Origin of the sequence: Trichocoleus sp. DQ-A3 (assembly GCF_039961975.1) — a bacterium.
Taxonomy (GTDB): domain Bacteria; phylum Cyanobacteriota; class Cyanobacteriia; order Cyanobacteriales; family FACHB-T130; genus FACHB-T130.
The window spans coordinates 252637-268955 of record NZ_JAMPKC010000006.1; the positions used below are offsets into that span (position 1 = coordinate 252637).

Annotated in this window: 14 protein-coding genes and 1 riboswitch; of the genes, 7 read left to right on the forward strand and 7 right to left on the reverse strand. The window is 46.0% G+C overall.

Going from position 1 to position 16319, the window contains the following annotated elements:
• Positions 1–101 precede the first annotated feature (101 nt).
• Together NDI44_RS13105 and NDI44_RS13110 are read right to left on the reverse strand one after the other, a co-directional pair.
• Positions 102–1643, reverse strand: a complete 1542-nt coding sequence (locus tag NDI44_RS13105; protein WP_190411673.1) for an ATP-binding protein — start codon at positions 1641–1643, stop codon at positions 102–104.
• Positions 1644–1902: 259 nt separating this feature from the next.
• Positions 1903–2994 (reverse strand): diguanylate cyclase, encoded by a 1092-nt coding sequence (locus NDI44_RS13110; protein WP_190411674.1) that lies wholly within the window; start codon positions 2992–2994, stop codon positions 1903–1905.
• Positions 2995–3276: 282 nt separating this feature from the next.
• Between NDI44_RS13110 and NDI44_RS13115 the strand changes: the two genes are divergently transcribed.
• The 7 genes from NDI44_RS13115 (at position 3277) to NDI44_RS13145 (ending at position 12038) form a co-directional block, all read left to right on the forward strand.
• Positions 3277–4290 (forward strand): permease, encoded by a 1014-nt coding sequence (locus NDI44_RS13115; protein WP_190411675.1) that lies wholly within the window; start codon positions 3277–3279, stop codon positions 4288–4290.
• A gap of 94 nt (positions 4291–4384) precedes the next feature.
• Positions 4385–5167, forward strand: a complete 783-nt coding sequence (locus NDI44_RS13120) for a TIGR03943 family protein (protein ID WP_190411676.1) — start codon at positions 4385–4387, stop codon at positions 5165–5167.
• Between the two features lie 108 nt (positions 5168–5275).
• Entirely contained in the window at positions 5276–6751 is a 1476-nt protein-coding gene (locus NDI44_RS13125; protein WP_242037012.1) for a hypothetical protein, read from the forward strand.
• Positions 6752–6862: 111 nt separating this feature from the next.
• Positions 6863–8632, forward strand: a complete 1770-nt coding sequence (locus tag NDI44_RS13130; protein WP_190411677.1) for a pentapeptide repeat-containing protein — start codon at positions 6863–6865, stop codon at positions 8630–8632.
• A 157-nt stretch (positions 8633–8789) separates the two neighbouring features.
• Complete coding sequence (locus NDI44_RS13135) at positions 8790–9722, forward strand: endonuclease/exonuclease/phosphatase family protein (RefSeq protein ID WP_348235289.1); 933 nt, start codon at positions 8790–8792, stop codon at positions 9720–9722.
• Positions 9723–10027: 305 nt separating this feature from the next.
• Complete coding sequence (locus NDI44_RS13140; RefSeq protein ID WP_347276899.1) at positions 10028–10912, forward strand: lysophospholipid acyltransferase family protein; 885 nt, start codon at positions 10028–10030, stop codon at positions 10910–10912.
• Positions 10913–11189: 277 nt separating this feature from the next.
• A complete protein-coding gene (locus NDI44_RS13145; RefSeq protein ID WP_190411679.1) occupies positions 11190–12038 on the forward strand; it encodes a hypothetical protein in 849 nt (282 codons plus the stop codon).
• A 90-nt stretch (positions 12039–12128) separates the two neighbouring features.
• Here the strand turns inward: NDI44_RS13145 and sipA are convergent, their stop codons facing one another.
• From sipA to NDI44_RS13170, 5 genes are all read right to left on the reverse strand, one after another.
• Positions 12129–12437 (reverse strand): regulatory protein SipA, encoded by a 309-nt coding sequence (sipA, locus tag NDI44_RS13150; RefSeq protein WP_190411680.1) that lies wholly within the window; start codon positions 12435–12437, stop codon positions 12129–12131.
• A 109-nt stretch (positions 12438–12546) separates the two neighbouring features.
• Positions 12547–13587 (reverse strand): sirohydrochlorin chelatase, encoded by a 1041-nt coding sequence (locus NDI44_RS13155; protein WP_190411681.1) that lies wholly within the window; start codon positions 13585–13587, stop codon positions 12547–12549.
• A 42-nt stretch (positions 13588–13629) separates the two neighbouring features.
• Positions 13630–13765: riboswitch (cobalamin riboswitch) on the reverse strand.
• Positions 13766–14062: 297 nt separating this feature from the next.
• On the reverse strand, positions 14063–14779 hold the full coding sequence (locus tag NDI44_RS13160) for a hypothetical protein (RefSeq protein ID WP_190411682.1): 717 nt from the start codon (positions 14777–14779) through the stop codon (positions 14063–14065).
• A gap of 684 nt (positions 14780–15463) precedes the next feature.
• Positions 15464–15901, reverse strand: coding sequence for a nucleoside deaminase (locus tag NDI44_RS13165; protein ID WP_190411683.1), 438 nt, complete (start codon positions 15899–15901; stop codon positions 15464–15466).
• Positions 15902–16043: 142 nt separating this feature from the next.
• The gene (locus tag NDI44_RS13170; RefSeq protein ID WP_190411684.1) at positions 16044–16214 is read right to left on the reverse strand and encodes a hypothetical protein; all 171 of its coding nucleotides are present in this window, start codon (positions 16212–16214) and stop codon (positions 16044–16046) included.
• Positions 16215–16319: the final 105 nt, after the last annotated feature.

The following is a 16319-nucleotide window of genomic DNA, read 5'->3' on the forward strand; positions in this document are numbered from 1 at the left end:
GGAATCAGCTATGACCATAGACTACCATTTTCAGCAGTTTTCCACCTGCCCTTGAGGTTAATTTCTGCTACTATTTTCCAGAAAAATTGTGAACAAGCGCCTTAACCGAGTGGCAATCGGATCTCGAATTCTGTGCCCATCCTTGGTTGTGAATCTTCTATCTCCCTGGAATTAGCTAGCAACTGTGCCGCTGCTGGTGCCTCGCATCCGCTAGCCGCACTATAGATTCTGTCTTGCCGGGGATAGGAATCTGCGATTCCTATTCCTACGGCGGAAGCTACGGGCACCGACAACGCTTCAACTACGGAACCATTATGGGAGGCGGTGCTAGGAGGAGGATACGCCAAAGGCGAGCAATCCTCTGGACATACACTACGCGATCGCACCGATAAATGACCCCCGTGTTTCTCAGTAACAATTTGATAACTAATTGCCAATCCCAATCCCGTTCCCTTGCCCACCGACTTTGTAGTAAAGAACGTCTCAAAAATCCGATCCTGAATTTCTGGTGGAATTCCCGGCCCATTATCCGCAATCCGGATTACAACCCATTCAGAATCTTGGATTTCTAAAACTTCCGTCGTAATCTCTATCTGGGGTTGCCAATCCGACCCATCAGCGACTTGATCTTTGAGTGCATCAATCGCATTACTAATGATATTCATAAATACTTGACTCAGTTGACCTGAGTAGCAATTCACCGGTGGTAAATCACCATAATTTTTAATTACTTGAATCCCCTGCTTGATCGGATTATTTAAAATTAATAAGGTACTTTCAATACATTCGTGTAAGTCAGCAGGCTGTCTCTTGGTTTCATCCATATGAGAAAAGTTTCGCAGACTGCCAACGATTTTTGTTAATCGTTCCGCACTCAGCTTCATACTTCCTATCAACTTAGGCAAATCTTCTAGAAGAAAATCATATTCAATTTCCTCTTTCAATTCTTCGATTGTATTCAAAGTTTCAGCTTTTTCATAAGCTGCCAATAAACCGATTAAATTTTTGTAATAAGTTTCTACAAAACCAAAATTACCATTAATGCAGTTAATCGGATTTCTAATCTCATGGGCAACCTCAGCAACCGTCCGTCCCAAACTCGCCATTTTTTCGGTTTGCAACATCTGAGCTTTCGTTTGCTCGTTGAGCAACTCGGTTGTGAGTTCATGAATTTTTGACTGCGCCACCAATAATTGATGTACATCTAGTAATCGGTAAATTCCTGGCGCTAACTCTACCACAATCGGTTCATAGAGTAACTCAGGAGGCCGTTGCAAAGACTGCTTTGCCGCCGCTACAATTAACGTATCGCCAGAAAGTTTCAAAACATGGGTACTGGCGAATTGATATAAAGATTGTAAGGGTCGTTTTAAAAATAACTCTAGTCCATAAGGACGGCTCATTTGTTCTAAAAATCGTCGCCGCGAAATCATTCCTGCAAACTGATTTTCTATCGTTAAAATGACTCCTGGTAGCAGCGCATTTCCTTCAAATTCTTTGTTAACTTCTTGCCCCAGACCAGAGGCTTCTATCTGAAAATCGTATAGGGGAAGCTCTTGAAGGGTTGACTCTAAATTGAGGTTCTTTATCTGGGACAGAGGGAGAACTGATAATTCCGACGGAGATTCTTGCCAAGCCATCATAAATTACCTCAATCAGTTCTTATTCGCTGTATAGGGAGATGCAAAATTTACTTTATCCCCACATTCTACTGATTTAAGTTATAAATTTTACAGCTAAAACCTTAGTTTAACTTTAAATATGATTTAAAGATTTGATTAACCTTTGGTTAAAAAATGACGACTCAAGAGGTTTTTTAATTGTTATAAAAATACAATAATTTACACTTTTTACTAAACTAAAACAACTCTATATATTTATCTAAAGCGGAATAATTTGTATTCAAGAAGTTGCAGATGGCTCAAAAACGGATGAGCGATCGCGCGGTACGCAAAGCAGATGGCCTTCAGCCTTATCTCGTCCTGTCTGTTTTGCCTGATAAAGCTTTTTGTCCGCTGCTGCAATCAGCATTGCAGGCATAAACGTTGAGCTAGGAAAAATCGTAGCAACACCTAAACTTAAGGTGATGTAATCGCTTTCTGAGCAAGCATGGGCTATCTTCAAGGCTTTCACGGTCAGTCTGATGCGTTCTGCGACCTGAAGGGCACCCTCTAGCGATGTGTGCGGCAAAATCACGGCAAATTCTTCGCCCCCATAGCGTGCCACTAAATCTTCCGGTCGCTGCACTGCTTGCTGGATGGCACCCGCTACCTGTCGCAAAGTGTCATCACCCGCTTGATGACCGTAGGTATCGTTGTACTTTTTGAAGAAATCAACATCGCACAAGATCAGCGATAATGCTGAATTACTCGCCTGCATCTGGTGCCAACAGGAATCGAGATAGCTATCAAAACGGTGTCGGTTAGCAACCCCAGTCAAACCATCAGAAGTGGCAAGGCGCAGCAATTGTTGGTTTGCTGCTTCCAGATGAGTATAAAGTTGAGTGAGCAGTTCAGTTGCTAATTCGTGAATTTGCGACTGAGCAATCAGTAATTCATGTACATCTAATAATCGATAAACTTGCGGCGCGACCTCCACCACAATCGGTTCATAAAGTAACTCAGCCGCTCGTTGCAAAGAGTGACGCGCCGCCGCCACAATTAACGTATCGCCGTTCAGAATCAAAGTTTCCGTTTCGGCAGAACGATATAAACATTCAATGGGACGTTTGGAAAAGAGTTCCAATCCGTAGGGACGGCTCATGTATTCCAAAAATCGCCGCCGCGAAATCATCCCAGCGAATTGACCCTGCTTCATCAAGATGACGCCTGGGAGTAGGGGATTGGCTTTAAGAGTCTGAGTTACTTCCCAACCAAGTTGATGATATTCAATCTGACAATCGTGAAGCGATAGCGATCGCAGCGTGGACTCTAAACACAAGTCTTGCTGGCTTCGATTGGATGACAAAGGAAGTGATAAAAATGCGTTCAGCACAGGGTACCCCGCTGCATGAAAACGCAGCAATGGAAGCTTGAGTATACTTCAAGCTTAGGATAGCATTTTCACTAGCAATCGTCCGTGTTACAAACTACAAAGGTTCGGTAAACTCCGTAAATTTACGGTAAAGCAACCGATAGATAAGGGAGAAAGCGAGCAACTTTTGGTAATCGGGTTCGTCCACTAGCACATTCATCAGCCCTAGTGATGAGTAGTAATAACCGCTAAAATGTCTTGGCAACCTCATAAAGCTAAAAAAGGCTTCTCACGATCCAAAGCATGAATCAACTGCACAACGCTTTCACCTTGTTTTTGAGTTTGCTGGTAGAGGCAATGCCTTTCTTACTACTGGGGGTATTGCTCTCCGGTTTGCTCCTGTTGTGGATTGATGAGGGCAAGCTGATTTCTGCCATGCCGAAAAACCCCATTTTGGGGGCATTTGTAGGCAGTTGTGCGGGCTTTTTGTTTCCGGTGTGTGAGTGCGGCAACGTGCCCGTGGCGCGACGGTTGCTAATGCAGGGAGTGCCTGCACCTGTGGCAGTTGGGTTTTTGCTCGCGGCACCGACCATTAATCCGATCGTCATCTGGTCAACCTGGGTAGCGTTTCGAGATCAGCCAGAAATTGTCGTTTTGCGGGTGGTATTTTCTTTATCGATCGCGACAATTATTGCCTCGGTTTTCAGCGTTCAATCTAATCTGAAGCCGTTACTGCAACCCGCGATCGCTTGCGCCATACCTCAGATGCAAACTCAAGGGGCACGGGAAGACGATACTCCCACCTTGTTAAAATCCGGCACGTTTTGGCTGGGACAACCGCAACCGATAATGAGCGCCGTTGGCGTCTCCGGCGGTGGGATGATGGGTCAATCGATTACGTCAAAACCCCTGCCCTTCAAGCTGCGGATGTTCCTTGATAATACAGTGCAAGAGCTGCGGGAATTGGGAGGCGTGTTAATTTTGGGAAGCGCGATCGCAGCGGCGATTCAGGTACTCGCTCCCCGCGAACTGATCCTCAGCTTGGGTCAGGGACCAATCACCTCCATCCTTGCGATGATGGGATTAGCGGCTCTCGTGTCCATTTGTTCAACGGTCGATTCCTTTTTTGCCCTTTCCTTTGCCACAACATTTACCAGCGGCTCCTTGTTAGCCTTTCTGGTATTTGGCCCCATGATTGACCTCAAAGGCATCGGTTTGATGTTATCCATTTTCAAACCCAGAGCTGTGTTTTACCTATTTGGTCTTGCAGCTCAGCTGACTTTTATAATGACTCTCCTGTATACGTACTTTTTCTAAGATGAGTGGTGAGTTGCAATTGGCTCAGGGAAAACAGATTCCTAGAACGATTCACAATCAACCCGTCTTAAATTAGCGATTCGTACCCTTACCAATGACCAATCAACCAAAAATTATTTCTCAAAAATTTATAATTCCCGGCTTGGATGTCCTAGCACTAACGGCTTGGGGAGCCTTGCTCCTGAAATATTGGTTCACGGGTCAGTTATACCTGCTGATTCACAAAGATTACTTTAAATATGTTGTTGTCACTGCCATCTGCTTGTTAATTATGGCGGCATTGAGCGCCATGCAACTGATTGGGAAAATATTAAATAACCGGAAGGAAAAGCGGTCGGTGGCAGTTCTTCAGCACATCACCCTATTTCCTCCTGGTTGGAGCAGTGTATTGTTACTGTTGACGGCAATCGCTGGTTTATTGGTTGCCCCCCGCGCCTTTAACTCAAGCACAGCGCTCGATCGGGGAATTACCGATTCTTTGACCTTGACACGAGTGCAACCCCAATCATTTCGCTCTTCAACAAGACCGGAAGAGCGATCGCTCATGGACTGGGTGCGGACGCTCAACTTCAATCCAGAACCCGATACCTACACGGGTCAAAAAGTTAAAGTAAAGGGATTTGTTGTCCATCCACCAAAACTCTCTGAGCAATATCTGTTAATTTCGCAATTTGTGATTACCTGCTGTGCCGCAGATGCTTATCCCGTGGGACTGCCAGTGAAACTCACTGAAAACCGGACAGCTTATGCCCCTGATACTTGGTTAGAAGTTGAAGGTGAGATGATCACTGAAACTCTAGAAAACAAACGCCAACTCACCATCAAGGCAAACTCCCTCAAAAAAATAGAAGCACCGAAGAACCCGTATGATTATTAGACGATTTTAGATTTTAGATTGGCGAGGACGAAGGCAGTGATAAATCGAAAATCAAAAATCGAAAATCGAAAATGGGGGCAACCTGTTGACCGTCTAGCGCTAGCGCTAATGCTGGTGCTAAGCGTGGTGATTGGGCTAGTCGTGTGGGGTGGCGATGCCTGCGGCACGAACTGTTTTTTAGTCACCGGGCCTCGCGTGCGGGATTTCAACTGGCAGGGAGAAAAAATAGGTGTTGAGGATACTTCCTTTATCCTCACCTTTAGCCGCCCGATGGAACACAGCAGCGTGGAAGCAAATCTGCGAATCGCTCCACCTTTGGGGGGTAAATTCAGTTGGGCGGGGCGGAAGATGTCTTATACCCTCACTTCCCCAGCATCCTATGACACTGACTATAAAGTGGAATTACAGGGGGCGCGAGAGCGCTTGGGGACTCAAGGAAAAACAGGAAGGGCAATTCAGCCGTTTACGAGTCAGTTTCGCACCCGCGATCGCGCTTTTATCTACCTGGGCGTTGAGAAAGAAGAACAGGGACAGTTAATCCTCTACAACCTCACCCAAAACAAAAAAACTGTTCTGACGCCTAAAGACCTCGTGGTGATGGACTTTAAGGTGTATCCAGATGGCGACAAGGTTTTGTTTTCTGCCACCGACGCAACGAATAACCAACCCGGTGTATTGGCACAACAACTGTACACCGTCAGTACCGGACTCCATTACAAAACCAAAGGAAAATCTGAAAAGGATCTCGATCCCCCAGGCAGAATGAATCTGGTTTTAGATAATAAAAATTACCAGAATCTCAAATTTGACTTAGCGGCGGATGGGCAAACGATTGTTGTTCAGCGGGTGAACAGCCAAAATCCAGCCGAATTTGGCTTGTGGGTAGTCCGACCGAATGCACCGCCGCAACCGCTGAATAACCAACCGGGCGGGGATTTTTTGATTGCGCCGGATAGTGCCTCGGTGGCAAGCGCTCAGGGAGAGGGCATCGCGATTCTGCCGCTGACACCAGGAGCCAAACCGCTAGATTTTCTGCCCAAGTTTGGGATGGCGCTGGATTTTGCCAGAGATGGCTCGGCAGCAGCGATGGTGAAATTTAATACAGATTACACGCGATCGCTCTTTTTAGTCACCAACCAAGGCGCACAGAAAGAACTGCTGCGAACAAATGGCTCAATACTCAACTGTCAGTTTGCTCCCTATAAGGAAACGCTCTACTGCCTGCTGACTCAGTTACTGCCAGGAGAAGAGTACCAAGAACAGCCTTACATTGCGGAAATTGACCTCCAGACAGAGAAAGGGACTCTGGATGCAAAGGCGATCGAGCCGCTGTTGCTCCTGCCCACCCAGCGGGATATTCAGATGAGTCTGGCACCGGATGGGTTAGCGCTGCTGTTCGACCAAGTTGTGACCAACGAGACGGCAACCGCGGCAGACAGTTTGAGAACCAGTGAAGGACAAGCGATCGCGACCAGTGGCCTTTGGCTGCTTCCCCTGAGCCAGCCAGAAGCTGCACAACCCCAAGCCCAGCTCCAACCAGAGGCGCTGCCTTTCGCTGGATTTCATCCGCGCTGGGTACCATAAAAGAGCCAAGTTTTACTCATTTAAAAGGCAAAATAAAGAAGGAAATCCCTAAAAATTTTGCCTTTTAAATTTTTTATTTTTAAAATTTAATAATTTTTATCCTTCAAGGGTGTGCAAATACATAACTTCCTCGATCGGTACCGACAAGGAGAACGCGATTTTTCCTATGTAGACCTCAGTGGAGCCAGCCTCGGCGGGGTCAATCTCCGCGATATAAACTTAACCGGAGCGAACTTGAGCGGTGCCAACCTCAGTTGGGCTTCTCTGAACCAATCCAAGCTGATTGGTGCTTGTCTGCGCCAAGCCGATATGCGGAGTGTCAACCTCACAGGTGCCAATCTTAACCAGGCAATTTTGAGTCGCGCTCGGATGGTGAAAGTGGACTTGCGTTTAGCCACTCTCCAAGACGCCGACCTCAACTGGGCGGTGCTTCAAGAAGCCGACTTGAGCGGTGCTGACTTGCGTAGGGCGAAGCTGGATCAAATCAATCTCGAAAATGCCAAACTCAACGGCACTCAGTTAATCGAAGCCGAGTTGATGGAGGCAAATCTCCGTCGCGCTAGCTTGGTTGGCGCAAACCTCAGCAGTGCAAATCTTCGGGAAGCGCATCTAGAAGCTGCGAATTTACGAGATGCAATTTTAGTCGGCACCAACTTGACGGAAGCCGACCTCAGTTCCGCCTACTTGCGGGCGGCAAATTTGACTGAGGCAGACTTGCATCGGTCAATTCTCATCGGTGCCGATTTGAGCGAGGCGATTCTCAATAGTGCTGACTTGAGTCGGGTAAATTTAACGGGAGCGTATTTACTCAAAGCCAGTTTGCGAAAAGCTTATTTACTGCGAGCGATCTTGCAGGATGTGTATTTGTTACGTGCCGACCTGAGCGAGGCAAATTTACGCGGGGCGGATCTGCGGAAAGCTGATTTGAGCGGGGCATACCTGGGCGACTGCACGATGTCCGAGGCAAATTTGGGCGACGCCTATCTTCTAGAAAGTCATCTGATTCGCACCAATCTGGACCAAGCGCAACTGACCGGCTGTTGCATCAGCAACTGGCATCTTGAGGATGTCGATCTTTCTAAGGTGGAGTGCCGTTATGTTTTTACCCGGTTTAATTACGCGACTAAAAAACCGACTGAGCGCTTTCCAATCGGTCGGGATTTTGAGCCGGGGGAATTTGGCAAGGACGATAGCACCGGGGACGCGGAGGGTGCGGAGGGTGCCACTACCATAGAAGTTTTTTTGAAAGAAGCTCCGAATTGGGAAGCGCTAGTGTTTACTTTGGCTCAGGTGCAACTCGATTCTCCTGACTTGCAACTCAGTATTAAGTCTTACCAACCCCAGGAGGAGCAGTATCTGCTAAAACTGGCGTCGAGTCATTTTGTGAATGCGAAAACTCTGTCTCAACGAGTTTTGCAGATCTACCCGGAGATGCTCCAGTTGGTGGAGTCTAAGCGACAAGCGATCTTGGATCTGCTGGAAATCAAGGTTCGCCCAGAAAATCCACCTGTAACGCTGAAGGTACCGCCACCGCCACCGCCACCGTTACTTCCGTCGCCTCCACCCGATTATCGGCTGCGGATTTATCAAGAGGTGGTGAAACAGATCCAACTGATTATCCTCTCCCAAGCGCCAGAGCAGTTGGTCGAAAGCGTGCAGCGGTTGTTGAATTTCCTGAAGAACGAGGGGATCTCGACCGAAGAAATCCAAAAGACAATGATTAGTCAGGCGCTGGTAAAGCGAGCAAAGCAAGACCAGACGTTCCAAAAGCAGTTGTTGCAGTGGGAGAAGACGGCGGATGAAACGGCGCGTTTTTCGATGGTGGGGGAGTCGTTACGGCTAGCGATCGCGCTCATTTGGCCCCATCTTCCGCAAAAATAGAGTTGTCTATGTAGATGAGACAGCTCTAGCCCCACCCGCGTTCAACCTGGTACGCTCAAGGGAGGCGCTGGTAACACTGTGTATGCGATCGCTGAATAAAAATTCCCACAACCATCTCTTCATCAAGGTAATTCCCTATTTATTATTCTTGGGGATTTTGGGGATAACGCTGCTTTCTTTGCTTAGCTTAGTTGGCTGGAATATCTTTTTAGAACAGCTTTCTCACTTTAAACTGCAATATCTCATTGTAGGGTTAGTGTTATTTGCCTTACTCTTACTGACTCGCAAAAAACTCTTAATCTTGATTAGCCTATTTTGTATTTCTCTACTTTTGGCAGAGATACTCCCTTGGTATATTTCTCTATCGCCAAAACCGGGGAATAATATTGAATCTATCCGAATTTTAAGCTCAAATCTGAATACGCAAAATAAAAGCTATTCAAAAATATTGTCTGTCGTTAGAAAAGAAAAACCAGAAATTGCTGTCTTTTTAGAAGTTAACGACGCTTGGATAAAACAATTAGATTCTGTTCTTGATATTCTTCCCTACTCCATTAAAAAACCTAATCCTTATAATCTAGGTATCGCCGTTTATAGCAAGCAGCCTCTCACCAACGCTTCTATCAATCTTTTTGGGACAGATAAAAATAATAGTATTGTTGGCAACTTTACGATGAACGGACAATTGATTTCCCTGATTGCCACTCATCCGCTACCGCCCGTCAAACCTACCTTCTTTCATTCTCGGAATCAGCAGCTAGACAAAATCAGCCAATATATACAAGAATTGAAAACCCCAGTTGTAATGGTTGGGGATTTAAATATAACTATGTGGTCTCCTTATTACAAAAGATTTATCAATAAAACTGGGCTGCATAATGCCCAGAAAGGATTTGGGATTCTACCGAGTTGGCCTATGAAAGCTTCTTATTCTCAAACTCTCCCACCTTTCTCTTTTGCGTTATCCATTCCTATCGATCATTGTTTAATCAGTCCAGAAATTAAAGTCAAGAATATTCGCACTGGGCCGAATGTTGGTTCAGACCACCGACCTTTAATTGCAGACTTGGTAATTCCAGAAAAGAAATGAACCACTCCAGGCGCAAACAACACAAAAGGTAGAAATGAGGGCAAGATAGGTAAACTGAGAGCGCAAGTAATGCAATACGTCCCCTTAGTGGTGTTCGCTCCTTAGAAATCCCTTCCCTAGCCCCTTAAAAGGGAGGAAATTTGCCCCTTTTGTTAATCAGGGTTTGGGGATCGAGCCTTAACCGAAAAAGATTGGGAAACGATCGCTAGAAAAAGGGAAAATGTTTGCCAATAGACTCGGCAGCAGATTATCCTAAAGAACGCAATTTATGAGTTTCGGGTGGTTAAGAACCATTGTTTGACAATATTAATGTTTCTACGGGTAGCAGAGGCAGTGACGGCAAAACCGCCGGTCATCAGTTTGATGGTTGGTCGCTAGAAGAGCGAAATCCCGATGTGATTAAAGCTTGGATGCCGGTATGGGAATGGTTCTACCGCCACTATTTTCGGGTTCAAACGGATGGCTGGCATCATATGCCCCCCGAAGGGAAGGTGCTGGTTGTCGGTTCCCATAATGGAGGTTTGGCTTCGCCCGATACTTCGATGTTTTTGTATGACTGGTTCCGCCGGTTTGGCTACGAACGCTTAGCTTATGGACTCATGCATCCGTCTGCTTGGAAAACTCCTATCTTCGCGGTGCCAGCTGCCCAGGTAGGGGCGCTGATCGCGCATCCGAAAGTAGCGATCGCTGCCCTCCAGAAGGGTGCTGCCGTACTCGTCTATCCTGGCGGGGCTGAAGATATGTTTCGTCCTTACAACCAGCGTTATCAAATTCATCTAGCAGGGCGTAAGGGATTTATCAAACTGGCACTGCGGGAAGAAGCGCCAATTGTACCGATTATTTCTCATGGTGCCCACGAGACGCTGATTGTTCTAGCCGATTTCTACCAGCAAGTGCGACAACTGCATGAATGGGGCTTTCCCTGGAAGTTAGATGCTGAGACGGGTGTATTTCCACTTTATTTAGGGTTGCCTTGGGGAGTGGCAATTGGCCCGATCCCGAATTTTCCGCTACCAGTGCAAATTCATACCCGCGTCCTAGCCCCAATTGTGTTTGAACGCTATGGTCGTGCAGCAGCGAGCGATCGCGCTTATGTGAATGCTTGCTATGAAAAAGTTTGTACCCAGATGCAACTTGCACTAGACCGTTTAGTTCGAGAAGTTAGCGCGAGGCAATCATCCGCACCCTAAAAAGGCACAGGAACTAAACCAACTGCGAAGAAGCCAGAGAAAAGAATACAAGAGGGCGATCGCACCGGGGATCTTCCCCTCCCAACTCACTTTTTCACCTAGTAGCGGTGAATTAATGAAGGCGAAGCACGCTTGAGAGTAACGTTGCTTCGCTATCCCGCGACTAATTATCTATATTGATTCATCCTCGGTATCGTGATAGAGATGAGGACTTGAGGGTGCCAAAGCTCAAGTGAATCTAGGGAGAAGCAATCGAGATGAAAACAAAGGGGTTGAGATGAGCATAGAGAGTTATCCACCACCAGTAAACCAGCTGCTCACCTATGGCAATTGCGCCGAGATGGACTTTGACAATTGGCCTGACTATCTGGAACTCGGTATTGCCCCCACGGACATTCCTAACTTGATCCGCATGGCAACAGACAACGAGTTATACCGGGATGATGAAGACACGCTCGAATCCTGGGCACCCATTCATGCCTGGAGAGCATTGGGCCAACTCCGCGCTGAGGCTGGCATTGAGCCGCTCATGGGCTTGTTTGAGAAAGAGGAAAGCAACTATTGGGAATGGATTGCCGAAGAACTGCCATTAGTCTATAGCATGATCGGGCAAGCCGCGATTCCGGCTCTGGCGGCTTATCTAGCGGATACCTCTCAGGCGATATTCCCCCGCACAACGGCTCTTAACTGTCTGGAAGACATTGCAATCGATCATCCTGAGGCTCGTCCTGAGTGTGTTGCGATTCTCACCCATCAACTGGAATCGTTTGCAGAAAACGGCTCAGAATTGAATAGCTTTCTCATAGGTTCCCTGGTCGATCTGAAGGCGGTAGAGTCCGCGCCGCTGATAGAGCGTGTCTTTGCTGCTGATACCGTGGATCGTTTCTTGGTAGGAGACTGGGATGATGTGCAGGTGGGATTGGGCTTGAAGTCGCCTGAAGAATTACCGAAGAAAGAATTTAACCAGAGCTTTCAAAGAAAGGGGGTCAGCGATTCTGGCTTCACGGGTTCATCAATTTCTCAGGAAGCAAAAGGCTTTCGCCCTGGCAAGAGCGATCCCAAAGCCAAGTCTAAAAAAAAGATGTCCAAGGAGTCACGCAAGAAAAACCAGAAAAAGCGGAAGTAATTTAATCGGGGTTAGCGATTGTTGAGGTGCGAACTGACAGGTCAGCGCTAGGCGAACGCCTCGTTTTGAAGACACGCGATCGCCTCTGACTCAGCTGGGATCAACGATATATTTTTGCTCCAGCGATACGTTGTGCGATCGCACATCAGTTGCCTCTGTCTCTGATTCGGTATCAGCGATCGCCTGCACAGACTCTATAAACTGGCTATCCAGCAAAAAAACTCCTCTGGCAAAGCGGACGCTCCAATATCCCCCTGGACGCCGGTCAACAACAACCCCCTCTTCCCCAAGCTGAATCACATCAGGAGGACGCAGCATCGGCATCGGTTCCGCTGTTTTAACGTAAGGCGGCAACGTTACCACACGGACTCGCTCACCAATTACAAATTCTTTAGACATCAGTTTTTAGGTAATGAAGTAGTTGGGTGTCAGTAGTCATTAGTTCTAAGTTCTTTGCGAGTGACACCAATGACTAATAACAACTGACTAATGACTACTTATCAAATATTCAAGGCGCTTGCCAAATCTTTTGGTGATATTGCTCTACATTTCTGTATGGATCTTCAGCAGGGTGACCATGATCGTGACCATGCCCATGCCCATGCCCATGCCCATGCCCATGTCCATGCCCATGATGAGAATGATCGTGGGCGGGAGTGTGCCCGTTACTACTGCTATTGGCTGCTATCCTGAATTTGCACATTTCGCAATTCATTTGCACTTGCCCCAACTGCGTCTCAATTTCTCGTTCTCTTAATACAGACAACAACTGAGGGTGAATGCCCATTTCTGGTAGGCAAGTCATGGAAATATCCGGGTATTGCTCCTGTTGTTGCGCCGTGATGTCGAAAATCTTTTTAACTAAGACTCCGGTAAATAGGAAGTACGGCAGGACGATAATGCGTTTTGGCTCGTAGAGTCTAGCACGGCGGAACCCTTCTTCTAGGCGAGGATGGGTAATGCCGATAAAGCAAGTTTCAACGGTGGCGTAGCCGCTACCTTCCCACAGAATCCGGGCAAGCTTATAAACATCGCTGTTCGCATCAGGATCGCTGGAACCCCGACCGACAAAGAGCAGAACCGTTTCTGAGCGATTGTACTGGGGTTGGTCTAATTCCGAAAGACGCGATCGCCACAAATCCAAAATCCCTGGCGTAATCCCAAAATGACGCCCATAGTAAAACTTCACCTGGGGATGTCTAACCCTTGCCCGGTCTAACTCATTCGTAACATCAAACTTATTGTGTCGAGCTGCAAATAGCAAAATCGGCAATACAGAGAGTTCCGTGTAACCCTCTTCTACACAGCGATCCACCCCCTCCTGTATCGTGGGGGTAGTGAGTTCTAGAAAACAAGGTAAAACAGGACGCGACGGGTCTAACGCTTGATACGCATCGGCAAAATCTAGAAGACTCTGCCGTCCATCCTCATCTTTGGTGCCATGACCAACCATCAACAACGGACGACGCAAAGGTAGCGGCGGCAATTGAATCGACTGGGGAGTAGGGGATTGCAGTCCCATCAGATCGGTTGAATTTATACTAGGCATCAATTTGATTGCTCCTTTCCCGTGCAAGGCAGGAAGTTAGACTGTATGAAGGTAGTACTAAGTAGGCATTCTGGCTTCCGAGAGTCACCTCGTTTACAGCTGCCGCACAGCCCCGGATTTGCACCGGCGTTTCCCCACGTTGTTACCCTTTACGTGTGCCTTGATATCTTAGCCGATCCGGTCGCAGCTCAAAATCCAGGGGGAGGGGGTATTCCCAAGACTCTCCAGATGCCAGTTTTTGATGCCCCATCAAAACTGAAGGAAAATTTTCCCCACTTTATCGAGTATCATTCGCAAGTTTGGCGATCGATCGAGCAACTCTAGAATTGATTGACCGTTTGTGGCTTTTTTACAAAAGCGGGATGCTCCCGTTTTTTGTAGCTTATAGAACCTTATCAATCCAAACCATTGCTGACTGTATAAAGATAAAGATAACCCCATACCTAGAAGTCTGATAAAAAATACAAATTATCCATTACAAAATACCGCCCTGAGTGCGACGACGTACAGCCAGTGCTAACCCGGCAAAAACTAAGGAATTCATGCTTGAAGGCTCAGGTGTAGATACGGGTGCAACGTTTAACTTTACTCGACGCCCTGTTTGCAGCGAGAGAGAAATTTTTGACGAGGTTGATGAAGAATACACTTGCCAGCTGTTCAACTCTTTAGGCGGCGTAGTGAATTGCACCAACATTTCCCAATTGCTGTCAAGCGAACCAATGGCTAAACCATCAGTGCAACAAACCCCCCAGCTCTGATTTGAAGTAAAGACAGTGCCAGTGGAATTTGCAGTTGCCTCACCTAAATCGTCTACAATTTTTAATTCTGCCGTATCTCCCAACAAGTTAAAGCTCATTTTAGCCGCTCCACCTGTTGGATTACCCGGCTTAGAATGAACGATGAACAGTGATAGACCATCAATAGCATCTACAAAAAAAAGGTGAGATTGCTTAGCGGTTAAACTCAGGACTGGGTTACTAAAGGATGAATTATAACCTTTGCTATACTGGTAGTAATTGGCTGCTGTTTTATTTGTGCTAAAAGCTTCAACAAACCCCAAAATATTACTATCAAAGTCACCCAAACCCGGTTTAGATTCTTGCGACACCTTAAGCATCGTGGTGGCTTCGGAGCGCTGGGCAAAGAATGGAACAAACAGCGCGATCGCTACCAACATCAAAAGCTTTTTCATAACTTGTTATTTTGTAGATGCTTTGCTCACTAAAACCAGAATACGTTTATTTAAATAAAGTTATAATAAAGTCAAATTAATAAAATTGTGAATTTAATAATTTTTACATCTTTATTTCAGGGAAAATACGAATTGACTTTAAAAGAAATATCGGTTCTTCGGAAACGCTTCCTCCTAGACGGAATCACCCCATTTAATTTTTCTTGATTTTCCACAGCGAACCCTCTTCTGTTACCTTCGCAAGGACAGAAGAGGGTTTGCCAATTGATATGCTTTCTAAATGAGCTGAATTAAGGTTTATTTAGAAAACTGTAAATTTTACCTTTAATTGCTGCTGAAGTGGCACGTTAACGAAATCCTGCGGAAGAGGATGTCCCTCCTAATATCCGAGAGTATCCGCTCCCCCTAAGGAAGTTTAAAAAGCAGGGTGGTTTCATACAACCCTTAGAAAATATTGAGGCATTGCGACATTTTGTAGGGGCATGGCAATCAAAAAGCCCCTACCGCCAACCAAAATCAACGCTACATAATTTTCTTTTAATACATGAAACCACCCTGCCTTAGGGAAGCTTAAAGAGGAAGGAACCGAACCACTCAAAGTCCCCTTTTTAAGGGGTATCATCAGTGGGTAAGCGTGTCACAAGAATTTTCCCACCTCGGCTAAGCTGCCTTTACCCAATAAACCTAGCCGCATGAATGATTGAATAATTGTAGAGCTTCTTCTTTGAGAATTCCTTTGGTCACTTTTATTCTCTTAGACCCTTTTTTAATAATTTCTTCACTAGATAAGTCAAGCTGGGGAACACCAGCCTCAATTAAGTCTTGAATGGAAGCTCCAAATATAATTTCAGATATCCCTGCCCATATACAAGCTGTTGTACACATTGGGCACGGTTCGCAAGTTGTGTACAAGGTATAACCTTCTAAAGAAGGATTTTTTATTTCTTTTGTTAAACACCGAATTGCGTTAAGTTCTGCATGGGCAGTTGGGTCATTATCCGTTTCGACAGTATTGTGCGCTTTAATAATTACTTGATTGTCTTTAACAATTACTGCACCGTAAGGAGCATCTCCTAGCTTTGCTTCTTCCAGGGCTATCTTCATAAATTTTTCTATTTTCATCCACCTCCTGCGACAAAAAAATATTTCTGGATAAGACTTATCTTATCCTATTTTAAGGTAAGGCTATAAATTATCATCCTTAAATCAACTGAATAAAATGCTAAAAAACAATTGCTTAATTTTTGAACATTAGCAATCTATATCAACCACAGGAAAGTATTCCGTCCATCAGAATATGTTCGACTTCCTTCAAGAAAGCCTGCAACACCGCCGCGCTTAGTTGTTGCAGGTTAGTACGAGTAATTCGCGATACCAAAATTTTATCGAGCAGTTTCGTAACCCTAGTATAAGCTTGAACGGCTAGAGCTAGCATCAAGCTCCTACAACTCTTTAATTAATCGGGAATTATTTTGATTTCCTTCCCTGTGATGTTACTCTAAGCGACAAGATGAACGTCTTCGTTCGATAGAGTGATGCC

Excerpts from the sequence above, each read along its gene's own strand:
- NDI44_RS13160 (WP_190411682.1), bottom strand. The coding sequence starts at position 14,779 with ATGAAAAAGCTTTTGATGTTGGTAGCGATCGCGCTGTTTGTTCCATTC.
- NDI44_RS13115 (WP_190411675.1), top strand. The coding sequence starts at position 3,277 with ATGAATCAACTGCACAACGCTTTCACCTTGTTTTTGAGTTTGCTGGTA.
- NDI44_RS13155 (WP_190411681.1), bottom strand. The coding sequence starts at position 13,587 with ATGCCTAGTATAAATTCAACCGATCTGATGGGACTGCAATCCCCTACT.
- sipA (WP_190411680.1), bottom strand. The coding sequence starts at position 12,437 with ATGTCTAAAGAATTTGTAATTGGTGAGCGAGTCCGTGTGGTAACGTTG.
- NDI44_RS13145 (WP_190411679.1), top strand. The coding sequence starts at position 11,190 with ATGAGCATAGAGAGTTATCCACCACCAGTAAACCAGCTGCTCACCTAT.
- NDI44_RS13165 (WP_190411683.1), bottom strand. The coding sequence starts at position 15,901 with ATGAAAATAGAAAAATTTATGAAGATAGCCCTGGAAGAAGCAAAGCTA.
- NDI44_RS13120 (WP_190411676.1), top strand. The coding sequence starts at position 4,385 with ATGACCAATCAACCAAAAATTATTTCTCAAAAATTTATAATTCCCGGC.
- NDI44_RS13105 (WP_190411673.1), bottom strand. The coding sequence starts at position 1,643 with ATGATGGCTTGGCAAGAATCTCCGTCGGAATTATCAGTTCTCCCTCTG.
- NDI44_RS13170 (WP_190411684.1), bottom strand. The coding sequence starts at position 16,214 with ATGCTAGCTCTAGCCGTTCAAGCTTATACTAGGGTTACGAAACTGCTC.
- NDI44_RS13125 (WP_242037012.1), top strand. The coding sequence starts at position 5,276 with ATGCTGGTGCTAAGCGTGGTGATTGGGCTAGTCGTGTGGGGTGGCGAT.